21 protein-coding genes are annotated in these 24,789 nt (G+C 66.1%); 12 read left to right on the forward strand and 9 right to left on the reverse strand.

The features are described from left to right. Positions 1-113: 113 nt before the first annotated feature. The 4 genes from ilvD to J7392_RS06110 all read left to right on the forward strand — a co-directional run bounded on the left by ilvD (position 114) and on the right by J7392_RS06110 (position 3,736). Positions 114-1,880 carry a dihydroxy-acid dehydratase gene (ilvD, locus tag J7392_RS06095; RefSeq protein ID WP_067268045.1) on the forward strand — a complete coding sequence of 589 codons (1,767 nt, stop codon included), beginning with the start codon at positions 114-116 and terminating at the stop codon, positions 1,878-1,880. Next, positions 1,861-2,460: a hypothetical protein gene (locus J7392_RS06100; RefSeq protein WP_209216694.1), complete on the forward strand. Its 600-nt coding sequence runs from the start codon at positions 1,861-1,863 to the stop codon at positions 2,458-2,460. Before ilvD ends, J7392_RS06100 begins: the two co-directional genes overlap by 20 nt. A gap of 118 nt (positions 2,461-2,578) precedes the next feature. Further along, on the forward strand, positions 2,579-3,352 hold the full coding sequence (locus tag J7392_RS06105) for a DUF6478 family protein (protein WP_209216695.1): 774 nt from the start codon (positions 2,579-2,581) through the stop codon (positions 3,350-3,352). A 9-nt stretch (positions 3,353-3,361) separates the two neighbouring features. Next, complete coding sequence (locus J7392_RS06110; protein WP_209216697.1) at positions 3,362-3,736, forward strand: hypothetical protein; 375 nt, start codon at positions 3,362-3,364, stop codon at positions 3,734-3,736. Between the two features lie 83 nt (positions 3,737-3,819). Here J7392_RS06110 and J7392_RS06115 read toward each other — a convergent pair whose 3' ends face one another. From J7392_RS06115 to gpmI, 3 genes are read right to left on the reverse strand one after another with little or no spacing between them, the layout of a single operon-like run. Next, complete coding sequence (locus J7392_RS06115; protein ID WP_067268037.1) at positions 3,820-5,160, reverse strand: S41 family peptidase; 1,341 nt, start codon at positions 5,158-5,160, stop codon at positions 3,820-3,822. Between the two features lie 3 nt (positions 5,161-5,163). After that, positions 5,164-6,300 (reverse strand): peptidoglycan DD-metalloendopeptidase family protein, encoded by a 1,137-nt coding sequence (locus J7392_RS06120; protein ID WP_209216699.1) that lies wholly within the window; start codon positions 6,298-6,300, stop codon positions 5,164-5,166. Continuing rightward, entirely contained in the window at positions 6,297-7,814 is a 1,518-nt protein-coding gene (gene gpmI, locus J7392_RS06125) for a 2,3-bisphosphoglycerate-independent phosphoglycerate mutase (protein ID WP_209216701.1), read from the reverse strand. Before gpmI ends, J7392_RS06120 begins: the two co-directional genes overlap by 4 nt. Before the next feature lie 170 nt (positions 7,815-7,984). Between gpmI and J7392_RS06130 the strand changes: the two genes are divergently transcribed. The 4 genes from J7392_RS06130 (at position 7,985) to J7392_RS06145 (ending at position 12,138) form a co-directional block, all read left to right on the forward strand. Then, a complete protein-coding gene (locus tag J7392_RS06130; RefSeq protein WP_067622513.1) occupies positions 7,985-8,164 on the forward strand; it encodes a zinc-finger domain-containing protein in 180 nt (59 codons plus the stop codon). 123 nt (positions 8,165-8,287) lie between these two features. Beyond that, complete coding sequence (gene polA / locus J7392_RS06135) at positions 8,288-11,086, forward strand: DNA polymerase I (protein WP_209216703.1); 2,799 nt, start codon at positions 8,288-8,290, stop codon at positions 11,084-11,086. Continuing rightward, positions 11,086-11,292: a YdeI/OmpD-associated family protein gene (locus J7392_RS06140; RefSeq protein ID WP_209216705.1), complete on the forward strand. Its 207-nt coding sequence runs from the start codon at positions 11,086-11,088 to the stop codon at positions 11,290-11,292. Before polA ends, J7392_RS06140 begins: the two co-directional genes overlap by 1 nt. A 228-nt stretch (positions 11,293-11,520) precedes the next feature. Further along, positions 11,521-12,138 carry a glutathione S-transferase gene (locus tag J7392_RS06145; RefSeq protein WP_209216707.1) on the forward strand — a complete coding sequence of 206 codons (618 nt, stop codon included), beginning with the start codon at positions 11,521-11,523 and terminating at the stop codon, positions 12,136-12,138. Here the strand turns inward: J7392_RS06145 and J7392_RS06150 are convergent. Together J7392_RS06150 and J7392_RS06155 are read right to left on the reverse strand one after the other, a co-directional pair. Then, entirely contained in the window at positions 12,127-12,891 is a 765-nt protein-coding gene (locus J7392_RS06150; protein ID WP_209216709.1) for a TIM barrel protein, read from the reverse strand. The genes J7392_RS06145 and J7392_RS06150 overlap by 12 nt on opposite strands. A gap of 18 nt (positions 12,892-12,909) precedes the next feature. Beyond that, a complete protein-coding gene (locus J7392_RS06155) occupies positions 12,910-13,485 on the reverse strand; it encodes a DUF1285 domain-containing protein (RefSeq protein ID WP_209216710.1) in 576 nt (191 codons plus the stop codon). 70 nt (positions 13,486-13,555) lie between these two features. On the opposite strand from J7392_RS06155, the gene J7392_RS06160 reads away from it, so the two are divergent. From J7392_RS06160 to J7392_RS06175, 4 genes are read left to right on the forward strand one after another with little or no spacing between them, the layout of a single operon-like run. After that, positions 13,556-14,563 (forward strand): MoxR family ATPase, encoded by a 1,008-nt coding sequence (locus J7392_RS06160; protein ID WP_209216712.1) that lies wholly within the window; start codon positions 13,556-13,558, stop codon positions 14,561-14,563. After that, positions 14,560-15,447 (forward strand): DUF58 domain-containing protein, encoded by an 888-nt coding sequence (locus J7392_RS06165; protein ID WP_209216714.1) that lies wholly within the window; start codon positions 14,560-14,562, stop codon positions 15,445-15,447. Before J7392_RS06160 ends, J7392_RS06165 begins: the two co-directional genes overlap by 4 nt. Next, positions 15,444-18,212, forward strand: a complete 2,769-nt coding sequence (locus tag J7392_RS06170) for a DUF4159 domain-containing protein (protein WP_209216716.1) — start codon at positions 15,444-15,446, stop codon at positions 18,210-18,212. The genes J7392_RS06165 and J7392_RS06170 overlap by 4 nt, the downstream gene beginning before the upstream one ends. After that, positions 18,209-20,251 (forward strand): hypothetical protein, encoded by a 2,043-nt coding sequence (locus J7392_RS06175; protein WP_209216718.1) that lies wholly within the window; start codon positions 18,209-18,211, stop codon positions 20,249-20,251. Before J7392_RS06170 ends, J7392_RS06175 begins: the two co-directional genes overlap by 4 nt. Here the strand turns inward: J7392_RS06175 and J7392_RS06180 are convergent. The 4 genes from J7392_RS06180 to recQ all read right to left on the reverse strand — a co-directional run bounded on the left by J7392_RS06180 (position 20,248) and on the right by recQ (position 24,710). After that, positions 20,248-21,129 carry a hypothetical protein gene (locus tag J7392_RS06180; RefSeq protein WP_209216720.1) on the reverse strand — a complete coding sequence of 294 codons (882 nt, stop codon included), beginning with the start codon at positions 21,127-21,129 and terminating at the stop codon, positions 20,248-20,250. The genes J7392_RS06175 and J7392_RS06180 overlap by 4 nt on opposite strands. Continuing rightward, the gene (locus tag J7392_RS06185) at positions 21,114-21,764 is read right to left on the reverse strand and encodes a DUF1007 family protein (protein WP_209216723.1); all 651 of its coding nucleotides are present in this window, start codon (positions 21,762-21,764) and stop codon (positions 21,114-21,116) included. The genes J7392_RS06180 and J7392_RS06185 overlap by 16 nt, the downstream gene beginning before the upstream one ends. Positions 21,765-21,854: 90 nt before the next feature. Further along, positions 21,855-22,634: a peroxide stress protein YaaA gene (gene yaaA / locus J7392_RS06190; protein WP_209216725.1), complete on the reverse strand. Its 780-nt coding sequence runs from the start codon at positions 22,632-22,634 to the stop codon at positions 21,855-21,857. 30 nt (positions 22,635-22,664) lie between these two features. Beyond that, a complete protein-coding gene (gene recQ, locus J7392_RS06195; protein ID WP_209216727.1) occupies positions 22,665-24,710 on the reverse strand; it encodes a DNA helicase RecQ in 2,046 nt (681 codons plus the stop codon). Between the last annotated feature and the right edge of the window lie 79 nt (positions 24,711-24,789).

Raw genomic sequence — 24,789 nt, forward strand, 5'->3', positions numbered from 1 at the left:
CCTATGCCCTAACACGCTGCAATACAACAGTTCCCCCGCCTCATACGCGCCAAAGCCTTGCAGCATAGCCGCCGCCCGACTATTCCATTCAAGACGTTTCAAGGAGCCCACCGATGTCCACCACGCCCCGCTTCGACAAATCCCGGCTGCCCAGCCGCCATGTGACCGAAGGCCCGGCCCGCGCGCCGCACCGGTCCTACTACTATGCCATGGGCATGACCGAAGAAGAGATTCACCAGCCGCTGGTCGGCGTCGCCACCTGCTGGAACGAAGCCGCCCCCTGCAACATCGCGCTGAACCGTCAGGCGCAGGCGGTGAAGGTTGGCGTGCATTCCGAACAGGGCACCCCGCGCGAGTTCACCACCATCACCGTCACAGACGGCATCGCCATGGGGCATGAGGGCATGCGCTCCTCGCTGGCCTCGCGTGAGGCGATTGCCGACACGGTGGAACTGACCATGCGCGGCCATTGCTATGACGCCATCGTCGGGCTGGCGGGCTGCGACAAGTCCCTGCCGGGGATGATGATGGCGATGCTGCGGCTGAACGTGCCGTCGGTCTTCCTCTACGGCGGCTCGATCCTGCCGGGCAAGGCGCCCGCTGGCGCCGACGTTCCCGAAGATTTCGCCACCCGTGACCTGACCGTGCAGGACATGTTCGAGGCCGTGGGCCGCTTCCAGAACGGCTCCATGTCGCAGGCAGCACTCGACGTTTTGGAGCGCGTCGCCTGCCCCTCCGCCGGTGCCTGCGGTGGCCAGTTCACCGCCAACACCATGGCCTGCGTGTCCGAGGCGATCGGCCTTGCGCTGCCGAACTCCTCCGGCATGCCCGCGCCCTACGAGAGCCGCGACGCCTATGCCGAAGCCTCAGGTGCTGCGGTGATGAACCTGATCGAGAAGAACATCCGCGCACGCGACATCTGCACCCGCGAAGCCTTCGAGAACGCCGCGCGCATCGTAGCCTGCACCGGCGGGTCGACCAACGCGGGCCTGCACCTTCCGGCGATGGCCCATGAGGCCGGGATCGAATTCTACCTCGAAGACGTCTGCGAGATCTTCCGCGACACACCTTACTTCGTCGACATGAAGCCGGGCGGTCAATACGTCGCTAAGGACCTCTACGACGCCGGCGGCGTGCCGGTGGTGATGAAGGAGCTGCGCAAGGCGGGGCTGCTTCACACCGACTGTCTGACCGCCACGGGCCGTTCCATCGGCGAGGAGTTGGATCGCATCGACCGCGAGGCCGACGGTAAGGTGATCCACTCGGTCGCCACCCCGATCAGCAAGACCGGCGGCGTCGTGGGCCTGAAAGGCAACCTCGCCCCTGAAGGCGCCATCGTGAAAATCGCGGGCATGGCCGAGGAAGACATCGTCTTCACCGGGCCGGCGCTGGTGTTCGAATGCGAACAGGACGCCTTCGAGGCGGTGCAGAACCGCGCCTATAAGGAAGGCGACGTTTTCGTGATCCGCAACGAAGGCCCCGCTGGCGGCCCCGGCATGCGCGAGATGCTGGCGACCACCGCCGCGCTCTCGGGTCAGGGCATGGGCAAGAAGGTGGCGCTGATCACCGACGGGCGCTTCTCGGGCGCGACGCGCGGTTTCTGCGTTGGCCACGTCGGCCCCGAGGCGGCGCATGGCGGCCCGATCGCGCTGCTGAAGAACGGCGACATGATCACCCTCGACGCAGTCAAGGGCAGCATCACCGTGGACCTGTCGGACGAGGAACTGGCCGAGCGCCGCAAGGCTTGGGCTGGCCCGCGTGCCACCAACTATGAAAGCGGCGCGCTGTGGAAATATGCGAAACTCGTCGGCCCCACCTACCTTGGCGCGGTAACACATCCCGGCGCCAAGGCCGAGACCCATGATTACATGGACCTCTAAAAGCCCCCTCGCGGCGCTTGCAATGCTTACCCTGTCCGCCTGCGAAGGCGGTCAGGGTTTTTCCTTTGGCGGCAGGCCCGCCACGCCTGAGAAACCGCTCCTGCAAACCGCTTTGGCCGGGGGCGCGGTGCAGGTGGTGTCGCCGCAGGGCTATTGCATCGATCCCAAAAGCCTCAAACGTCGCTTTGCGCTGATGGCGCGTTGCGATGCGCTTGGTCTGCCTGATGTGGTCAGCGCCGCGCCGCGCGGCATTCTCACCCTCGCGCTGATCGAAGCCGAGGCCGACGCGCCCCTGCCCACCCCGCAACAGGTTGCCGAGGCGGCAGGGCTAAGCCAGTTGCAAGAGGCCGGTAGCATCGAAGGGGCGTCGATCTTTGTGGCTCAAGGGCCGGTGCCCGCCGAGGGCATGTCCCCCCGCCATTGGCGCGGCACGGCGCGGATCGGCGGCCATGTCGCCAGTGTCACCCTCTACGGCGCGCCGCAAAGCCGCGCCATTTCCGAAGAGGGCCGCGCGCTGGTGGCAGAGCTGATCCAGCAAAGCCGCAGCAAAAGCGCAACGCCCACCGCCCCCGGCAGTTGACCGGCCTTTGTTTCCAAATCGGCAACACTGCCCGGGGACGGAAACAATCACGGGGGCTATTCATTTGAACGAAATCCCCGCCTTGCATAGACTGCGAGCAAACGAGAGGCGCAGGGCCATGGTCAACTTCCGCAGCGGTTATCTTGAGGGCAAGCTCTTTGCCCGCGCGCTGCAACGCTGGGCGGTTGCAGCCCGCAAAGCGGCCACGGCTGACCCTGCCACCCTGCGCCGCCAACGCGGCCGCGCCCGGCTGCTGCGTGCCGAACTGAACCGGCTGATCCACCGCGCCGAAGACCGTCTTGCCCTGCCCGCCATCGGGGCCAGCGGCTTCCCGAAACCACATAACGCCGATTGGGCATGGCGGCCCGAGTTGTGGCGCGGCCCGCTTGCCACGCCGGGGCTATCCTCGGTCGCGACCAAATCCAAACTGGGCAAAGAGGTAACCCTGTTCCACGATTGCGCGCAGTCGGAACTGACCCTGCGCCAATTGCGCAACCTGCGCGAGGCCGATCTGGCCCCCTTTGGCCTGCAACTCGACGTGTTCAAATTCGACGGGTCATTCCTGTCGCTGGTGGTCGATCTGCCGCCCGAGGCCATCACCGGATTGAAACGCCGCCACCTGTTCCGCATGGACACGATTGTGGAATTGGAGCACCCGCTGGAGATCTTTGCCCGGCTCAACATCCGCCACGGGCCGAACACCGAACAGATCGTCCGCGAACTGCCTGTCGGTCAGGAAAGCATCAGCGTCGAATTCGATCTGGCCTATAGCAAGCTCAACGAAAAGCGGATCGAGGCGGCATGGGTCGACCTGATCTTTGAAGGGCCGGAGATGAACCAAGTCGTGCTGCGCGACCTCACTTTTTCCCGCTCCCCCCGCGCCCAGATCTAGGACCCCGTGATGAGCCCATATGACCTGACCAAAACCGTGCTGCGCCAAGGCGTCTGGCAGGGCGTGCTAACCGCCGAAGAGGGCGCAGACACGCCGCAGATCAGCGTGACCCATGAGGGCAAGGAGGTGACGGATATCACGTTAGAGGCCGAAGGGTCCGAGGGGCGCTGGTATCTTTCCTTCCCCGTCCCGGCGGAGGCGATTGCCGATGGTGTCCAGACCCTCGTCATCACCGAAAAGGCCAGCGGGGCGCTCTTGGGTCATGTGACCCTGATCGCGGATGAAGCGCTCGGCGATGACATACGGGCCGAGATGGACCTGCTGCGCGCCGAACTCGACATGCTGAAACGCGCCTTTCGGCGGCATTGCCGCGAGACGGAATAAGCGAAACGCCGCCCCGCAGAACCGCGCCCAACAAAAAAGCCCCGCTGTCTCCAGCGGGGCTTGGTGCATCTATGTGAAAGAGATCACTCGTTCGGACCCAGAGCCGACAGACCTTTGAGGATGTCGATGGCATAGGCCAGCTGGTAATCCTCTTCGCGCAGCTCTGCCGCTTTGCGGGCCTTTTCGCGGTCGTCTTCGATCTGTTTGATCTGATCGTCGGTCAGGCTGTCATTGTTCAACCGGCCCCGCAGATCGGCTTCAGAGCGGAGGGGGCGTGCCGACAATGCGTCGTCGTCTTCCTCGGTCTCTGGCGTGACCGGAGGCTGGGCCACGACGATATCGGGCGATACGCCAAGCGCTTGGATCGACCGGCCCGAGGGCGTGTAATAGCGCGCCGTGGTCAGGCGCATGGCCCCGTCCCCGCGCAGCGGCATCACGGTCTGGACCGAGCCTTTGCCAAAGCTCTTGGTGCCGATGACGATGGCGCGGCGGTGGTCTTGCAAAGCGCCCGCGACAATCTCGGAAGCCGAGGCCGAACCGCCGTTGATTAGCACGACGATCGGCTTGCCCATCGCCAGATCACCCGGCGTGGCGTTCACCCGGTCGCCGTCTTCGATGTCGCGGCCCCGGGTACTGACGATCTCACCTTCCTCAAGAAAGGCATCCGAGACGGCAATCGCCTGATTGAGCAGGCCACCGGGGTTGTTGCGCATGTCGATGACGATGCCGTTGAGATTCTCGATGCCGCCCGCCTCTTCGATCTGCTGCTCCAGCCCTTCCTTCATCTTCGGATAGGTCTGCTCGTTAAAGGTGGTCAGGCGCAGCACGGCGGTATCGCCCACGGTACGGGCCCGCACGGCGGTCAATTGGATCGTGTCACGTACGATGGAGACGTCAAAAGGCTCCGGCTCCCCTTCCCGCACCACGGTGATCAGGATCTCGGACCCCACCGGCCCGCGCATCATCTCGACCGCGTCGTCGAGGCCAAGACCCAGCAGGCTTTCGCCATCAACATGGGTGATGAAATCCCCCGCTTCGATCCCGGCCTCAGCAGCCGGCGTGCCGTCGATGGGGGAGACGACTTTGACAAAACCCTCTTCTTGGGTGACCTCGATGCCAAGACCGCCGAACTCGCCGCGCGTCTGTTCGCGCATCTTCTCGGCGTCTTTCGGCGAGAGGTAGGACGAATGCGGATCAAGCGAGGTGAGCATGCCGTTGATGGCCGCCTCAATCAGATCGCCGGGATCGACATCTTCGACATATTGGGCGCGGATGCGTTCGAAAATATCACCGAAAAGATCAAGCTGTTCGTAAACATTGGTCGTCTTCTCGGCCTCTTGCGCCAGCAGCGGCCCGGCGATCTGAGTGGTGGCGACCACCCCCGCCACCGTGCCTGCAACGGCTGCCATCACGAATTTCTTCATCTGCTATCCATCCTTGTCGGTGCGGAACCAGTCTGCCGGATCCTGAGGTGTGTTGTCTTGCCTGACTTCTATATAGAGCGTTTCCGTCCGGTCAGTGCCAGTGGCTTCACCATTTGGTGACATCTGAGAAGTTGTGCCGCTTTCCGGCCCGCCCATCAACCCGATGGGGGTGCCACCGGCAATCACCTGCCCGGCTTGGCCGTAAACCACATCCAGCCCCGCCAGCACGAAAAGCGTGTCGACCTGCGGCTCAAGGATCACGACATTGCCCAGGTCAAGCAGCGGCCCGACATAGCGGATCGTCGCCGCCGAGGGGCTGGTGACGATGGCACGCGGGCGGGTGGCGAGGATCATGCCGGGCCGCGTCACGCCCGCCGAATCCGTCTCTCCGGCCTTGCGGATCACCAGCCCCTGCGCGGGTAAGGGCAGATCGCCCACCTGCCCGTCGAGGTTCACCGGCGCAGGCTCAACCGCGCCGGTGGTGATCTCGGACAGGCCGCTGGCAAAGCCGTCCAGCGTCTCGGTCGAGGCGATGAGGATCGCAGTGCGCACCGGATCTTCGGTAAAGCGCATCGGCAGATCGGTGCGGTTGGCCATCGCCTGATTGAGCGCGGTGCGCGCGGCCTGAAGCTCGGTCAGCCCGTCTTGCAGGCGCTGCGCCGCATCGGTTTGCAACGCGCGCAGGGTCTTGATGTCCTCATAGTCCTGCCGCAGCGCATCGGCGCGGGCGTTCAGCGCAGGCGTCAATTCAGCCAGCAACATGCCTGCGCGGGCGGTGCCCATCGGGCCGTCGGGGTGCAGCAGCACCACGGGCGACGGGTCACCGCCGATGCTTTGCAAGACGCCTAGGAACTGCGCCACCTCACCCTCACGCGCCTGAAGCTTGCGGCTGAGCTGCGCCTCGTTGATCGCGGCCTGCCGCAGCCCGGCCCGCATCGCCGCCAGCCCCGCCTCAAACGCCTGAATCGTCTCGGTCAGCGCCTTCACCCGGTCGCGCGCCCCATCGGCTTGGTCCAGCCGCGCCGATGCCGCCTCCAAGGCGGTCGCGGCCGCGCGTGCCTCCGCGGCGGCCTCATCGGCCTGCGCCTGTGCCATCAGGGGCAGACAGGCAAAAAGGACAGCCGCGGCAAGATGTTTCATGAAAGCAGGCTTTTCCCGGTCATTTCTTCGGGCTGCGGCAGGCCCATCAAATCAAGCACCGTGGGCGCCAGATCGGCCAACCGCCCGTCGCGCAGCGCCGCCCCTTCGGGCGCGCCCACCGCCACCACCGGCACGGGGTTGAGCGTATGGGCCGTATGCGCGCCGCCGGTCTCGGGGTCGATCATCATCTCGCAATTGCCGTGATCCGCGGTGACGATCATCGCGCCGCCTGCGGCCTCCAGCGCCTTCAGCACCCGGCCCAGCCCCGCATCCACCGCCTCACAAGCCGCAATCGCCGCCTCCAGATCGCCGGTATGGCCGACCATATCGGGATTGGCGTAGTTCACCACGATCAGGTCATAGCCTGCCTCGATCGCCTGCACGAATTGATCCGTCACCTCGGCAGAGGACATTTCCGGCTGCATGTCATAGGTCGCCACATTGGGCGATTTGGGCATGTTGCGGTCCTCCCCCGTGGCCGGAGTCTCAACCCCGCCGTTGAGGAAGAAGGTCACATGGGGATATTTCTCGGTCTCGGCCAGCCGGAACTGCCGCAGCCCCTGCTGCGCCACCCAATCGCCCAGCGTGTTCTTGATGTCCGGCTTGGGGTACATCGTGGTCATATAGGCGGCGTGGTCCTTGGAATATTCCGCCATGCCCATCAGCGCCGCCCATTCGGGGCGCGGGCCGGTGTCATAGGCGTCAAAGCCCGGATCGCCCAAAGCCGCCATGATTTCCCGCGCGCGGTCGGCGCGGAAGTTGAGGCAGAAGAATCCGTCGCCAGAAGCCGCCCCCGCGTAGCCCTCGATCACGCTGGCGATGATGAATTCATCCGTCTCGCCCCGCCCATAGGCCGCTTCAACCGCCGCGCGGGGATCGGAGTACCTCTCCCCTTCGCCATGCAGGATCGCCGCCGAAGCCTTGCCGACCCGGTCCCAACGGTTGTCGCGGTCCATCGCGAAATAGCGCCCCGTCACGGTGACGACCTTCACGGCCTCGGGCAGCGCTGCCTCCAGCGTCTCGAAATAGCCAAGGGCAGAGGACGGCGCCACGTCGCGCCCATCGGTCACCGCATGGATCACCACCGGCAGCCCCGCCGCATCCAGCGCGCGGGCGGCGGCGATCATATGGCTGAGATGCCCATGCACCCCCCCGTCCGAGACGACGCCCATCAGATGCGCGGTGCCGCCGGTTTCCTTGAGCTTGGCGATGAAACCCCGCAGCCGCTCATTCTCGGCAAAGCTGCCTTCTTCGATCGCCAAATCAATCTGTCCCAGATCCATCGCCACCACCCGGCCCGCGCCGATATTGGTGTGGCCGACCTCGGAATTGCCCATTTGCCCGCGCGGCAGACCCACATCGGGGCCATGGGTGATCAACTGCGCCTTCGGCCCCGCCTGCATGATCCGGTCGAAATTTGGCGTCTTGGCCAGCAGGGGCGCGTTGCCTTCCCGCACCTCGCTCAGGCCCCAACCGTCAAGGATGCACAATACGACAGGTTTGGGGGCGCTCATCAGACTGCTTGCTCCGGCTTGGTGGCTGTTCTGCGTCTTTTACCCCTTGTGGGCTGGCACTTGAACCACTTTGTGCACGAGCCCCCCTATTCCCGCGCAGAGCCCTTGCCCCGCGCGCCTGCTTTGGTCATAACGAGTGGCAACTTTCGCCTGAGCCGAGGACCAACTCCATGACCCTGCAAGCGCCCGAAACCCGCATCGTGAACACTTGGCGCGTGGCCTGCGACGGCAGCGAAGGCGCGCTTGGCCACCCGCGCGTCTGGCTGCAAATCCCCCAAGATCGCGGCTGGGTCGAATGCGGCTATTGCGACTGCAAATTCGTGCACACGGATTTCGAAGGCAAAGTCTGAGCCTTTCCGACCACCCCCTGAACACCTGAACCGACGGCACGAACCTGCCTGCGCGGCGCATTGGCGTCTGGCCGTGGGCCATGCTTCGTGGCAAAAGGGTCGCCAATCCAGCGGAGCATTCATATGACATTCGGCAAAGGCCACCACCTGCATCTGATCGACGGCTCTGCCTTCATCTTTCGCGCCTATCACGCCCTGCCACCGCTGACGCGCAAATCCGATGGCTTGCCGATTGGCGCCGTGGCGGGCTTCTGCAACATGCTGCACCGCTATGTCGAGGGCAACACCGGCCCCAACGCGCCCACCCATGTCGCCGTGATCTTTGACAAGGGCAGCCACACCTTCCGCAACGACATGTACGACCAGTACAAGGCCAACCGCGATGCGATGCCCGAAGACCTGCGCCCGCAGATCCCGCTGACCCGCACCGCGACCGAGGCGTTCAACATCGCCTGCAAAGAGCTTGAGGGCTATGAGGCCGATGACATCATCGCCACCCTCGCCGTGCAGGCCCGCGCCGCCGGGGGGCGTTGCACGATCATCAGCTCCGACAAGGATCTGATGCAGCTTGTGGGCGACGGGGTGGAAATGCTCGACGCGATGAAGAACAAGACCATCGACCGCGATGGGGTGTTTGAGAAATTCGGCGTCTACCCTGACCGCGTGGTGGATGTGCAGGCGCTGGCGGGCGATTCGGTCGACAACGTGCCCGGCGCGCCCGGCATCGGCATCAAGACAGCGGCGCTGTTGATCAACGAATACGGCGATCTGGATGCGCTGCTAGAGCGCGCGAGCGAGATCAAACAGCCCAAGCGCCGCCAGACCCTGATCGACCATGCCGAGCAAATCCGCCTGAGCCGCAATCTTGTCCTGCTGGACGAGAACACGCCACTCGACTTCACCATCGACGATCTCGAAGTGCGCGACCCCGATGCGGACCGCCTGCTGGGGTTCTTGTCCGAGATGGAATTCCGCACCCTGTCGAAACGCGTGGCCGAGGTGCTGGGCCGCGAGGCCCCGGCCATCCCCGAAGCGCCAGCGCCTGCTGTGGCGGACGCACCGCAGGTCGCGGATGTGCCCTTCGACCACAGCAAGTATGAGCAGGTCAGCGACGCCGAGGCGCTGCGCGTCTGGCTCGACCGGATTTACGAGCGGGGCTATGTCGCGGTGGACACCGAGACCACCGGCCTCAATGAGATGACCGCGGAACTGGTCGGCGTTTCGCTGGCCGTGGAGCCCGGGCAGGCCTGCTACATTCCTCTGACCCACAAAGCCAGCCGCGACGATGACCTCTTCGGCGGAGAGGGGCTGGCCCCCGGTCAGATGCCGGTCGAAGAAGCGCTGCAACTGCTGACCCCGATGCTTGAGGATCCGGCGATCCTCAAGATCGGGCAGAACATGAAATACGACAGCAAGATTTTCGCCCAACTGGGCATCGCGGTCGCGCCCATCGACGACACCATGCTGATGTCCTACGCGATGCACGCGGGCCTGCATGGCCACGGCATGGACACGCTTTCCGAGCGCTACCTCGGTCACACACCGATGCCGATCAAACCGCTTTTGGGCAGCGGCAAATCCGCCGTGACCTTCGATAAGGTACCGCTGGCCGATGCCGTACCCTACGCCGCTGAGGATGCCGATGTCACCCTGCGCCTATGGCAGCTCTTCAAGCCACAGCTGCACCGCGCCGAGGTCACCAAGGTCTACGAAACGCTAGAGCGCCCGCTGGTGCCGGTCTTGGCGCAGATGGAGCGGTCGGGCATCGAGGTCGACCGCGATACGCTCAGCCGCATGTCCAACGCCTTTGCCCAGAAAATGGCCGGGCTGGAGGCGGATATTCACGAGTTGGCGGGCGAGAGCTTCAACGTCGGCTCCCCTGCCCAGCTTGGCGAAATCCTCTTTGGCAAAATGGGGCTGCCCGGCGGCAAGAAGGGCAAAACCGGGAAATACTCCACCGGCGCGGATGTGCTGGAGGATCTGGCGACCGAACATGACCTCGCCCGCCGGGTGCTGGACTGGCGGCAGCTGTCCAAGCTGAAATCGACCTATACCGACGCGCTGCAAGACCATGTGAACGCCGACACGGGCCGGGTGCACACCTGTTATTCCATCGCCGGTGCCGCGACGGGGCGACTGGCTTCCACCGATCCGAACCTGCAAAACATCCCGATCCGCTCCGAGGAAGGCCGCCGCATCCGCGAGGCTTTCGTCGCCCCCAAGGGCAAGGTGCTGGTGGCGCTGGACTACAGCCAGATCGAGCTGCGGATTCTGGCGCATATCGCCCAGATCGACGCGCTCAAGGAAGCCTTCCACCGCGGCGACGACATCCACGCCATGACCGCGTCCGAGATGTTTGACGTGCCGATGGATCAGATGACCCCTGAGATTCGCCGCAACGCCAAGGCGATCAATTTCGGCGTGATCTACGGCATCTCGGGCTTCGGCCTTGCGCGCAACCTCCGCATTCCGCGGGCCGAGGCGCAGGGTTTCATCGACCGCTATTTCGAGCGTTTCCCCGGCATCCGGACCTACATGGACGACACCAAGGCCTTTGCGAAAGAGCACGGCTATGTACAAACGCTCTTTGGCCGCAAGATCAACACGCCCAACATCGGCGCCAAGGGGCCGCAGGCGGGCTTCGCCGCCCGCGCCGCGATCAACGCGCCGATCCAAGGCACCGCTGCCGATGTGATCCGCCGCGCCATGGTGCGGATGCCCGAGGCCATCGCCGATCTGCCCGCGACGATGCTGTTGCAGGTGCACGATGAACTGCTGTTCGAAGTGGAAAAAGGGGCCGAAGACGCGCTGATCGCCGCCGCGCGTGAGGTGATGGAGAATGCCAATGACCCGGTGGTGAAGCTTGACGTGAAGCTGATCGTCGACGCCGGTGTGGGTGCCAATTGGGCGGAGGCGCATTGATGGAAGACACACCCCTTCCCGAAGACCTCGCCCAAGCGCTCGAAGAGACCGGCGCGCAGGCCGGTTGGGACAGCTACAGCGACGCGCTGCGTGCCGATGCGCTGGCGTGGATCGACGCGGCACGGACCACGACGGCGCGGTCAAAGCGGGTGGATGACGTGGCGCGTTTTGCCGGCAAGGGGCTGCCGCCGACGCCGTTTCAGTAGGATGGAGGGCCATCGCCTGCCCGCGGGTTGGCGATCCAAGCTCAGTTCCTGCCACTTTATCTCTCAGCCATGATGTGCGGCCTCAAGGTTGCGCCCGGCCCCACCAAATCGCCTACCCGGCGGGGCGGGCAGGCGATGGCCCGGCGCCTGCGGCTTGATTCCGGGCCGGCCCCATTCTCGGGCGATGGCCCTTTGTACAAGCGTCCCCCATGCGCTAGATCATGCAGCATGACCCCAATCCTCTACTCCTTCCGCCGCTGCCCCTACGCCATGCGCGCGCGTCTCGCCCTCGCGGCCGCGCAAACACCCGTCCACCTGCGCGAAGTCGTCCTGCGCGACAAACCGCAAGCCTTCCTCGACGCCTCACCCACCGCCACCGTGCCCTGCCTCGTCACCGAAACCGGCCCCATCGACGAAAGCCTCGACATCATGAAATGGGCGCTGGCCCAGAACGATCCCGAGGGCTGGCGCGACATGCCGTCCGAAGGTCACGACTGGATCGCCCGCGCCGACGGCCCGTTCAAAGACGCGCTGGACCGCACCAAATACGCCACCCGCTACCCCGAGGCGGACCCCGAAGAGCAACGCGCCAAGGCGGCAACCTTCCTCCATGACCTCGACGCGCAACTGGGGGACTGGATCTTTGACCGCCCCACGCTGGCGGATTACGCAATCCTGCCCTTCGTGCGGCAGTTCGCCTTTATCGACCGCGCTTGGTTCGACGCGCAGGATTGGCCCGCGCTGCGCGACTGGCTCGACCGTTTCCTCGCCTCGCCCCGCTTTGAAAGCGTGATGGATAAATACCCCCAGTGGCAGCCCGGAGATACGCCGGTGTCATTCCCCTAAGGCGGTCACCCAGCCCAAGGACCGCTCCGTCGGGCCGCCCGGAAAATACTCCCCGCTGACAAAACCGTCATAGCCCGCCCGCAGCGCGGCAAAGAGCCCGTCGAAATCGACATCACCGCTGCCCGGCGCCCCGCGCTCTGGCGTGTCACCTAGCTGCACATGGCGGATCAGGGGGCGATATTCCTCGAAAACAGCCACGGCATCGCCATGGATCATCTGCGCGTGAAAACTGTCGAATTGCAGCGCCACATTGGGCGCATCTACCGCCGCCAGCAGCTCCGCCGCCTGCGCGTAATCGTTCAAGAAATACCCCGGTTTGACCTGCGGGCAGAGCGGTTCGATCATCAGGGTGACCCCCGGCGGCGCCTCTGCTGCGGCATGGCGCAGGTTCGCCACAAAAGCCTTTGCCGCCGCTGGCCCCTCGGCCTCCCCGGCCATGACATGCACCATCTGGGGCCGCAGCGCCTCCACATAGCGCCAGACCCGGCGCATATCATGGGCGAAACGCGCCTCCCCTCCCGGCAGGGCGGCGAAACCGGGCGGACCGCCCGTGTAATTCGGCGGCGGCGCGTTAATCAGGGCGAGCGTTAATCCATTGCGCAGCAAGGCGCGCTGCGTCTCTTTCGCGGGCATGTCATAGGGGAACAAGACCTCAACCGCGCCAAACCCCGCCTCTGCCGCTGCGTCGAACCGGTCCAGATAGGGCAGTTCGGACCAAAGCAGCGATAGGTTGGCGGCGGGGGTGATCGGCATTCGGGTCTTTCGGTGAGCTTACGGCAGGTCTTCCGATGGGATGATGCCAAAGAATTCCCCACCCGACCAGACACCAAACCAGCCATCGCGGTGCTGGCCCAGATCGACCAGACGGTAAAAGCTCTTGCGGTCGATCAGCGCCTCAAGATTGCGGCGCACCAGCACATAGGGCGCAGGTTCGCCCGTCTCTTCATCGCGGACCACGCGGATCGGATGGGCTGCCCCCGCCTCGGCCACATCGCCCAGATTGGTCAAAAACCGCAACTGCTGCGCCTCGCCCTCGCCCTCGGCCTCGAAATCCACGGCGACGAATGGTGCGTCTTCGACGGTGATGCCGACCTTTTCCACCGGGGTTTTGAGGAAATAGTCATCCCCTTCGCGCCAGAGAATCGATGCGAACAATTTGACCATTTCGATCCGGCCAATGGGTGTGCCTTGATAGAACCACGTCCCGTCGCGTTTGATCTGCATGTCCAGATCGCCGCAAAATTCCGGGTTCCACTTCTCAAGCGGCGGGGTTCCGCGCGCTTTTGCGGCCTTGGCGGCTTCGATCAAACTGTCTGCCGTGGGTGTCACGGTATTTTGTCCGCTCATTGGTTTTGCCATTCCCTTTGGTCGCGATACACTTACACCTGAAAGATATAACTCCGGGGAAAGAAATGTCATGGCCGAAGCGGATGATCTGATCGCGCAAATCGAAGCGCTGACCGAAAAGCTCGCCGCGGCGAAACAGTCGATCACCGGGCGGTTCGTCGGGCAGGAGCAGGTCGTCGACCTTGCGCTGACGGCGCTGCTCTGCGGTGGTCACGGGCTGCTGATCGGCCTGCCGGGCTTGGGCAAAACGCGGCTGGTTGAGACCCTCAGCACCGTCATGGGGCTGCACGGCAACCGCGTGCAATTCACCCCCGATCTGATGCCCGCCGATATTCTGGGCTCCGAAGTGCTCGACACCGCGCCAGACGGCAGCCGGGCCTTTCGCTTTGTCGAAGGGCCGATCTTTTGCCAACTTCTGATGGCCGATGAGATCAACCGCGCCAGCCCCCGCACGCAATCCGCCCTGTTGCAGGCGATGCAAGAGAAGACCGTGACCGTCGCGGGGCAGGACCGCGCGCTTGGCCAACCCTTCCATGTGCTGGCCACGCAAAACCCGATCGAACAAGAAGGCACCTACCCCCTGCCCGAAGCGCAGCTTGACCGTTTCCTCGTGCAGATCGACGTGGCCTACCCCGACCGCGCGACAGAGCGGGACATTCTGCTGGCCACCACCGGCGTCGAAGAGGGCGCGGTGCGCCCGGTCTTCACCACCGAAGATCTGCTTTCTGCCCAGACCCTGCTGCGGCGGATGCCGGTGGGCGATAGCGTGGTGGAACTGATCCTCGACCTTGTCCGCGCCTTCCGCCCCGATGAGCCTGAGGCCACCCAGCCCGTGCGCGACAGCGTCGCTTGGGGCCCCGGCCCCCGTGCCGCGCAGGCGCTGATGCTGACCGTGCGCGCCCGCGCGCTGCTGGAGGGGCGGTTGGCCCCCTCTGCCGAAGATGTGCTCGCCATGGCCCGCCCGGTGCTGAGCCACCGGATGGCGCTGAACTTCGCCGCCCGCGCAAGGGGCGAAAGCCTGCAAGGGCTGATCGACGCCACCGCCGGTCAATTGATCGGGAAAAAGGCCGCCGCGTGACCCATAGCCCCCTGTCCCTCAGAGCCAGCGCCGAGGGCGAAGCGGCCCGGCTGCCCGCCCTGCTGGCGCGGGCCGAGCATTTGGCCGGTGCCGTTCTGCCCGGTGCCCATGGCCGCCGCCGCGCAGGGACGGGGGATGATTTCTGGCAATACCGGCCGGCGCAAATCGGTGACAGCCGCCGCATGGTCGACCACCGCCGCTCGGCCCGTGGCGATCAGGAGTTCGTGCGCGAGCGCGAGTGGCAGATTGCGCAATCCGTCATGCTCTGGGTTGATCAGGGGGCCTCGATGCGCTTTGCCTCGGACAAGGCGCTGCCTGACAAAGCCGACCGCGCCCGCCTTTTGGGCCTTGCGCTGGCGATCCTGCTGTTGCGCGGGGGGGAGCGTGTGGGCCTGACCGGCACCGCCCTGCCCCCACGGCGCGGCAATCCGCAGGTGCTGCGACTGGCCGAATTGCTCTGCCAAGACGATGGCCAAGACTACGCCCCGCCCGAACATCGCGGCATGATCCCTCATGCGCGGGCGGTCTTCATCTCGGATTTCATGGGCGATCTCGACCCGGTACAGACCGCGCTGACCAAGGCCGCCGACCGTGGCGTGCGTGGCGTGCTCTATCACCTACTAGACCCGGCGGAGGAGGCTTTCCCCTTCGCGGGTCGAACAACTTTCGAAAGCGTCGGCGGCAGTCTGCGGCATGAGACGCTCAAAGCGAATGACCTGCGCGACCGCTACCTCGACCGGCTGGCGGCGCGCAAAGACGCCTTGCAGCAACTCTGTGCCCGGACCGGCTGGCGCTATGGGCTGCACCACACCGATGCCACGGCGCAGTCGGCGCTGCTTTGGCTCTATGGCGCGTTGGACGCGCGGCAGGGGAGTGCGGCATGAGCGTTTTCGGCGGCATCGGTTTCACCGCGCCTTGGCTGCTGCTGGCCCTGCTGGCGCTGCCGATCCTTTGGCTAATCCTGCGGGCAGTACCGCCCGCGCCGGTTCGCCGCCGTTTTCCCGGTGTGGCGCTGCTTTTGGGGTTGGCAGATGACGACAGCACCAGCGACCGCACCCCGTGGTGGCTACTTTTGCTGCGGATGCTGGCCGTGGCCGCGATCATCATCGGCCTTGCCGGGCCGGTGCTGAACCCGCAGGCCGAGGCGGAAGAGGGCAGCGGCCCCTTGCTGATCCTGCTCGACGGCTCATGGGCCGGGGCCAGCGGTTGGGACAGACAGATGGCCGCCGTTGACGCGCAACTCACCCGCGCCAGACGGGCCGAGCGGACGGTGGGCATCCTCAGCCTCACCGACCCGCAGGTGCCAACCTTCCAATCCGCTGATGCGTGGCGCAGCCGCCTTGCAGGGCTTTCCCCCGCGCCGTGGCAACCGGCCCCGGCAGAGCTGACCCGCGCGACCGAGATCATGGCGGCCCTGCCCGCTTTCGACACCCTGTGGTTCAGCGACGGGCTAGACTATCTCGGCCGCGATGAGTTGCTTGCCGCGCTGCAATCCAAAGGCGCGGTCGAGGTGCATCATTCCGCAGGCAATGTCATCGGCATCGCGCCCGCAGTCTACCAAGACGGCGCGATCGACCTGACCCTGCGCCGCGCCGCGCCCGGGCCGGAACGCGCGGCGGTGGTGCAGGCCCATGGCCGCGATCCGGCGGGCAAAGCCCGCGTGCTCGCCACCGCTAATGCGACGTTCGAGGCGGGCGCGACCGAGGCCAGCACCTCCCTCTCGCTGCCTGCCGAAATGCGCGCGCGGCTCACCTCTTTCGGCATCGCAGGCCAGCGCTCCGCCGGGGCGCGCAGCTTGGTCGATGACGGGCTGCGCCGCCGCGAAGTCGCCCTGATCCGGGGACGCGGGGCGCAGGAGGGGCTGCAACTGCTCTCGCCGCTGCATTACATCGAACAGGCGCTGGCCCCGAATGCTGATCTGATCGACGGCACCCTGACCGAGGTGCTGCCCGCCAACCCCGATGTGATCGTGCTGGCGGATGTGGCCACCCTCGCCCCCGCCGAGGCCGAGCCGCTGCAAGAGTGGATCGACGCGGGCGGCATGCTCATCCGTTTCGCCGGGCCGCGCGTGGCGGCGAGCGATGTCAGTCGCATCGACGAAGACCCGCTGATGCCCGTGCGCCTGCGCGCCGGGGGCCGCAGTGTCGGCGGCGCGATGTCTTGGGGGGAGCCCAAGGCGCTTGCCCCCTTCCGCAATGGGTCGCCATTCTTCGGGCTGACGGTGCCCGAAGATGTGACCGTTTCGGCCCAAGTCGTGGCGCAACCCGACCCGACGTTGGCCGACCGGGTGATCGCCGCGCTGAGCGATGGCACCCCGCTGGTCACGCGCAAAGCCGTGGGTCAGGGGCAGATCGTGCTGTTCCACGTCACCGCCACGGCGGAATGGTCGACCCTGCCGCTTTCGGGTCTTTTCGTGCAGATGATGGAACGGCTGGCCGTCTCCTCGGGTGCCAGCGCCCCCGAGGCCGAGAGCCTTGAGGGCACCACATGGACCCCGCTGCGGGTGTTGGACGGTTTCGGCAGCTTGTCGGACGCGGGCAACCTGCCGGGCGTTGCGGGGCCTGACCTGATCTCGGCCCCCGCAGGCCCGGCCCTGCCGCCCGGCATCTACGGCGCCGAAGACCGGCGGCTGGCGCGCAATGTGCTGACCGGCGAGACCGCCCTCACCCCCGCAACATGGCCCGCCGATGTGCCGCTGCGCGGCCTTGCCCTGCCGCCGGAACAGCCACTCGCCGGGGCGCTTCTGAGCCTCGCCATCCTGCTGTTGGTGGCCGATGTACTTGCTTCCCTCGCCCTTTCGGGGCTGCTGCTGCGCCGCTCTACCGGCAGCTTGGCGCTGGCTTTGGGGCTGGCCATCGCCCCGCAAATGGGCGACGCGCAAGAGAATGACCCCGAAAGCTTTGCCATACGCTCGGCCTCGGAGGTGACGCTGGCCCATGTGCTGACCGGCAACAGCGACGTTGACGAGATCGCCCGCGCCGGGCTGATCGGCCTGTCGGACACGCTCTATTTCCGCACCACGGTGGAGCCCGACCTGCCCACCGGCGTTGATCTTGAGCAGGACGAACTGGCCTTCTTTCCGATCCTCTATTGGCCGGTGACCCCCGACCAACCGCAGCCCTCGTCCGAGGCTTATGGCAAGCTGAACGACTACCTCCGCTCGGGCGGGCTGATCCTGTTTGATACGCGGGACGCGGATATCGCCAGCTACGGTGCCGCCAGCCCGAATGGGCGCAAGTTGCAGGAACTGGCCGCACCGCTCGACATTCCGCCGTTGGAGCCGCTGCCCGGCGATCATGTGCTGACGCGCACCTTCTATCTGCTGCAAGACTACCCCGGTCGCTACAGCAGCCGCGATGTCTGGGTCGAGGCTGCGCCGCCCGATGCCGAACGGATTGAGGGGATGCCGTTTCGCAACCTCAATGACGGGGTGACGCCGGTGGTGATCGGGGGCAACGACTGGGCCGCCGCTTGGGCTGTGCGCCGCGATGGCGCGCCGCTTTTGCCCATCGGGCGCGGCTTTGCCGGAGAGCGGCAGCGCGAACTGGCCTACCGCTTTGGCGTGAACCTTGTCATGCATGTGCTGACCGGCAACTACAAATCCGATCAGGTCCATGTGCCTGCGCTGCTGGATAGGTTGGGCCAATGACCGGAACCGTGCTTTTCGACCCGCTGATCCCCCTGCCGCTGCTGATCGGCCTTGCGGTGCTGGCCGCGCTCGGCCTTTTGCTGGCGCTGTGGCGCGGCCTGTCGGGCTGGGCCCTGCGGGGCTTGGCGGCAGCAGTCGTTTTGGCCGCGCTCGCCGGGCCGTCCTACCAGACCGAAGACCGCGCGCCGCTGTCGGACATCGTGTTGCTCTTGGAAGACGAAAGCGCCAGCCAACGGCTTTCCGACCGTGCCGCACAGACCGACGCGGCGGCAGAGGCGCTCTCTGCCCGCATCACCGCCCGCCCCAATACCGAGCTGCGCCGGATCACCGTCCCCGATGGGGCCGAGGATGCCGGCACCCGACTGATGACCACGCTGGCCGATGCGCTGGCCGAAGAGCCACGCGCGCGGATCGCGGGCATTCTGGCGCTCAGCGATGGCCGGGTGCATGACGCCGATCTGCCGCTCGACCTGCCCGCGCCGCTGCATCTGCTGCAAACCGGCCGGGCCGAGGACTGGGACCGCCGCCTAACCGTGCGCAACGCCCCGGCCTTTGCCATCATCGGAGAGCCGGTGACCCTGACCCTGCGCATCGACGATCTGGGGGCCGCGCCCGAGGGCGGCGGGCTGACCCAGCTTGATATCTCTGTCGACGGGGAAGAACCGCAGAGTTTCAACGTGCCGATTGGCCAAGACCTCGAACTGCCCGTCGCCCTGCCCCACGGCGGGCGCAACGTGATCCGCTTTTCCCTGCCCGAAGCCGAGGGCGAGTTGACCGACCGCAACAATGCCGCGCTGATCCAGATGAACGGTGTGCGCGACCGGCTGAGCGTACTGCTCGTCTCAGGCGAGCCGCATCCCGGCGGGCGGACGTGGCGCAATCTGCTGAAGTCCGACAGTGCGGTCGATCTGGTGCATTTCACCATTCTGCGCCCCCCCGACAAACAGGATGGTGTGCCGGTGAACGAGTTGTCGCTCATCGCCTTTCCGACGCGCGAGTTGTTCATGGAAAAGATCGACGACTTCGATCTCATCATCTTTGACCGCTACCAACGGCGCGGCATCCTGCCTGCGCTCTACCTCGACAATGTGGCGCAATATGTGCGCAAGGGCGGGGCGGTGCTGGTCGCCGCCGGGCCGGACTTTGCCAGTGCCGACAGTCTCTACCGGTCGCCGCTCGGCACGGTGCTGCCAGCCACCCCCACCGCGCGGGTGTTGGAGGAAGCCTTCCCCCCGGTCGTCACCGACATCGGCCAGCGCCATCCCGTCACCTCAGACCTGCCCGGCAAGGGCGACTGGGGCCGCTGGCTGCGTCAGATCGACGTGACGGCTGACAGCGGTGACGTGGTGATGACCGGCGCGGACGACCGCCCGCTTCTGGTGCTGGACCGCGTGGATGAGGGGCGCGTGGCGCTGCTCGCCTCCGACCATGCATGGCTGTGGAACCGCGGCTATGAGGGCGGCGGCCCGCAGTTGGAATTGCTGCGCCGTCTGGCCCATTGGCTGATGAAAGAACCCGAGCTTGAGGAAGAGGCGCTGATGGCCTCTGCCCAAGGCCGGACCATGCGCATCACCCGCCGCACCTTGGACGAGACCGTGCCCCCCGTCACGATCACCGCCCCCGATGGCAGCACGACCGAACTGCCCCTCGCCCCCGCCGGGCCGGGCCGGTTCGAGGCGGAATATACCGGCGAAGAGATCGGCCTCTACCGGCTGGAGAACGGCGATGAGGTCACCGTCATCGGCCTCGGCCCCGCCGCCCCGCGCGAGTTTGTCGAGACCATCGCCAGCGACGCGGCCCTGCGCCCGGCGATCGACAGCCTGCGCGGTGGGGTGGCACGGGTGGAGGATGGGCTCCCCCGTCTGCGCGACGTGCGCCTTGGCCGCCCCGCCGCCGGGCGCGGCTGGCTGGGTCTGACCCCGCGCGGCGCTTACGAGACGCGCGATGTGCGACAAACGCCGCTGCTGCCGGGGTGGCTGGTGCTCTTGCTCTCGGCGCTCTTCATCACCGCCGCATGGCTGCGCGAGGGCCGCCGCTAAAGCGCCCGCAGCAGCAAGCCGCCCGCCAGCGTCACCACCACCAAGCCCGCCGTCAACTCGGCCACCGCTGCGGCTTGGGCCAGCCTCGGCGATCCGGCCAGCCCGCCCAAGACCCCGGCGCGCAGACCCGTCGCGGCCAAGCCGGTGGCGATGGTGATCAAGCCGGTGCCGAGCGCCATGGCAAAGGCCCCCAAGATGCCGACCCCGCCGATCCCCATATGCCAAGTGATCACCAGCACGAAAAGCGCGCCGGTGCAGGGCCGTATGGCAATCCCGCCGATCAAAAGCAGCGCGTCGCGCAGCCTGCCCGCGCGCTGAACCTGCGCCAGACTGGGCCCGTGAGCATGGTCGCAATGGCTGCATACTTCACCGGAATGCGCCGATCTGTCCCGCCGCGCATGGCGCATCCCGCGCCAGATCAGCCAAAGCCCGATAAGGGCAATCGCGCCATAGCTCGCCGGGGCCATGATATCTTCGGTCACGCCGACCAGCGCCTCCCGCCCGAGACCCAAGAGCAGGATACCCGCATAGACCAGAACCACGGCGGTCACCGCTTGGCCCAAGGACGCCGCGAGCGCGATCAGCGAGAGCCGCAGCACTGGCACCGCCCGCGCCAACCCGTAGCCGCCGATCACGATCTTGCCGTGCCCCGGCCCCGCCGCATGGACGACGCCATAGGCAAAAGACGCCAGAAGCACCGTCCAGAACGCCGCCGTATCGCCACCCCGCGTGGCGCGCAGCCCGCTGGCGATGCTGTTTTGAAACCCGCGCTGCTGCCCTGCGGCCCAATGGGCAATGGCGTTGAACCCGCCCGACCACCACAGCGCCGCCAGCGCCAACAGGGTCGCCAATGCCGCCAGCGCTATGATGCGTCGCATGTGATCACCACTTCATTGGCCAAGGCTTCGCCGATCTCCGGCAGGCCGACATCGCTTGGATCGGTATTGGCGTCCAGCGCGCTCAAGTCCTGCTGAAGGGCGCGCAGATCGGCATTCATATCCGGCATCTTGACCCGCGCGCGGCAGGCATCGCTGCCTTGGATGGTCACTTTCTGGGTCACCTCATAGGCGGTGTAATAGGTCGGATCATAGGGTTTGATGACCAGCCCATCCGCCGAGGGAGCCGTGCCTTCGACCGCGCGCAGATGGCTGGTGATGATCCGGCCTTCGGCAAAGCGGGTTTCCACGTCCTGCGGACCCGAGAGCGCGACCTCTTCGCCCCCCTCCAGCAAGACCGTATCGCCGTTGAACCCTTCGATCCACTGCATGTCGAACCCGTTGAGAGAGGCGACTTCCGCCTGCGTCAACACGCCGTCGTAATCGGGGTCGAGGCCGCGATCCTCGGTCACCAGGAGAGAGTAGAATTCGTCATAGGCCCATGTGATCCGCAGATGGGTCAACCGCCCCTCGGCATCGACGATCACTTCGAACCCGGTATCGACGAAGATATGCGGATGCGCGCCAAGCGGCGTGGCGCAGGCGATGACAGCGGCGGTGACGAGCGGGTATTTCATGGCGCTAGGTCTACGCCCCTTCGCCAAGCGCGGCAATCGCCCGGCGGGCGGCGCACGGCGGGAAGGCGCGCATCGCCCCCTCCCTGCGGGTCAGGTCGACGGGTAGGGCCGGACAAAGACCGGACGCTCGGGCGTCGAGGCATCGGGCTGATAGGCATAGCCGCCGCTGTCGAAATCCTGCAAACCTTCCGGGTCGTTCACCCGGTGCTGCACGATGTAGCGGGCCATGGCACCGCGGGCTTTCTTGGCGAAGAAGCTGACGATCTTCGGCCCCTTGCCATCGCCCTTATCTTCCATGAACTGCGGGGTGATCACCCGCAGTTTCAGCGCCTTGAGGTCCACCGCGCCAAAGTATTCCTGACTGGCGCAGTTCACCAGAACATCGCTGCCGGTCGCCTCGGCCTGTGCGTTCAACGCCTTTGACAGGCTGTCACGCCAATAGTCATAGAGGTTGCCGCCCCGACGGGTTTTCAGCTTGCTGCCCATCTCCAGCCGGTAGGCTTGGATCGCGTCGAGCGGGCGCAGCACGCCGTAAAGGCCCGACAGGATGCGCAGGTGATCTTGGGCATAGGTCATCTCATCGGCATCAAGGCTCGTGGCCTCCAGCCCCTGATAGGTGTCGCCGGCAAAGGCCAGCGCGGCGGGGCGGGTGACCTCGGCTGTGGGGTCAGCCTCGAACGCCTGAAAGCGGTCGCGGTTGAGCCGCGCCAGATCGTCGCTCAGCCCCATCAGGCTTTTGAGATCGCCCAAGGTGAGATTGCGCGCAGTCGTCGCCAGCCGCACGGCGTCTTCCTGAAAATCAGGCTGGGTGACGGCGACATCGCGCTCGGCCCAATCAAGGCGTTTGGCGGGGGAAATAACGACGAGCATGGCAGTCTCCTTGGGGCGTTTCGGGGTGATCTAGCCCGCGTCGCGCAGAACGTCCAGAAAGGCGGGGCCAAAGCGTTCGGCGCGTTTGTCGCCGAGCAATCGTTCGATGGCCGAAGGGTCGGCGCTGCGCAGTTGCGCCACCTTTGCCAGCATCGCGGCAGAACAGCTTAGCGGCTTTTCGGTGCCCTGCGCGCCGCGCGCGAGGTCGGCTTGCACCTGCAAGAGTTGGTCATAGACATTGCCCGCCTCGCGCCCCGCCAGCTTGCGCCGCGCCTTGTGCATCGGCTGCGCCTCGCCGTTGATGACTTCGAGGAAGGCCGCGCCGTAATTTTCCAGCTTCTTGGCACCCACCCCGCCGATCCGCGCCATGGCGTCGAGGTCTTGCGGCCGCGCCTCGGCCATCTCGATCAACGTCCGGTCGGTGAAGATGATATAGGCGGGTACGCGGGCCGCCTCGGCCAGCGCGCGGCGCTTGGCCTTGAGCGCGGAGAGCAGCGGGGCGTCCTCGTCGCTGACCATGGCCTTGACCGCGGGCCGCCGGTTCGCGCCCGCCGCCTTGATCGTATCGCGGCGCAGGTTGATGCTGGCCTCGCCGCGCAGGATCGGCAGGGCGGCGTCGGTCATGCGCAGGGCGCCGTGGCGCTCGGCATCCGGGCGCACGAGGTCATGGCCCATCATCTGCCGGAACACCGCCTGCCATTCGTTGCGGCTGTATTCCCCGCCCACGCCGTAGGTCGGCAACGACTGGTGCCCGCGCTGGCGGATCTTGTCGGTCTCGTTGCCCAGCAGGATGTCGATGAGATGGCCCGCGCCAAACCATTCGTCAGTGCGAAGCATGGCCGAGAGCGCCTTGCGCACCGCTGTGGTGCCGTCGAAAACCTCCGCCGGAGTGTCGCACAAATCGCAGCGCCCGCAGGTGACCTCGGTCTCGTCGAAATAGCCCAGCAGGGTTTTGCGGCGGCACTCCAGCGCCTCGGCCAGACCCAGAAGCGCGTTGAGCCGCCCGTGGTCGGCGGCGCGGCGTTCGGGCGGGGCCAGCCCCTCGTCGATCTGGGCGCGGCGCAGGCGGATGTCGTCGGGGCCGAAAAGCGTCAGCGTCTCGGCCGGGGCACCATCGCGCCCGGCGCGGCCGATCTCCTGATAGTAAGCCTCGATCGACTTGGGCAGATCGGCATGGGCGACCCAGCGGATATCAGGCTTGTCGACCCCCATGCCGAAGGCCACGGTGGCGCAGACGATCAGCCCGTCCTCCTGCTGGAAACGACGCTCGGCGATGCGGCGGTCCTCGGCCTCCATCCCGCCGTGGTAATGCAGCGCCTCCTGCCCCTGATCGCGCAGCGCTTTGGCCAGCCCCTCGGTCTTGGCGCGGGTGCCGCAATAGACGATGCCCGACTGGCCGCGCCGCGCCCCGGCGAAGGCGAGGATCTGGTCGCGCGGCTTGTTCTTGGCGGCGAAGGCGAGGTGAATGTTGGGCCGGTCGAAACCGCGCAGGAAGGCGCGCGGCGGGGTGCCGTCGAAAAGCTTTTCGACAATCTCGGCTTGGGTTTCGGCATCCGCCGTGGCAGTGAAGGCCGCAAGCGGCACGTCGAGCGTGCGGCGCAGCTCACCGATGCGGAGGTAATCGGGGCGGAAGTCATGGCCCCATTGGCTGACGCAATGCGCCTCGTCCACGGCGATGAGATTGACGCCAACGCGGCGCAGCATCCCCATGGCGGAGCCTGCCGCCAGCCGTTCCGGCGCCATGTAGAGCAGTTTGAGCGTGCCCGCCTCAAGCGCCTCCCAAACCGCGTCGGTCTCTTCAGGTGTGTTGCCCGAGGTCAGCGCGCCTGCCGCGACGCCCGCTTCTTGCAGGCTGCGGACCTGATCGCGCATCAGGGCGATGAGCGGGCTGATGACCACCGTCACCCCCTCGCGCATCAGCGCAGGCAGTTGGAAACACAAGGATTTGCCGCCGCCCGTGGGCATGATGGCAAGCACGTTCTCGCCCTCGGTCACGGCCTCAACAATCTCTTGCTGGCCGGGGCGGAACCCGTCGAAACCGAAAACATCACGAAGAAGCGTGGCAGCGCCTGTCATGGAGAACCTGTAAGATTGTCTGCTCTTTTTATGCAGACTCCCACACTAACAAAGCGTGAACAAGGCCGGATAAGCGCGA

The organism is Sulfitobacter sp. R18_1 (genome assembly GCF_017743915.1).
GTDB lineage: Bacteria > Pseudomonadota > Alphaproteobacteria > Rhodobacterales > Rhodobacteraceae > Sulfitobacter > Sulfitobacter faviae.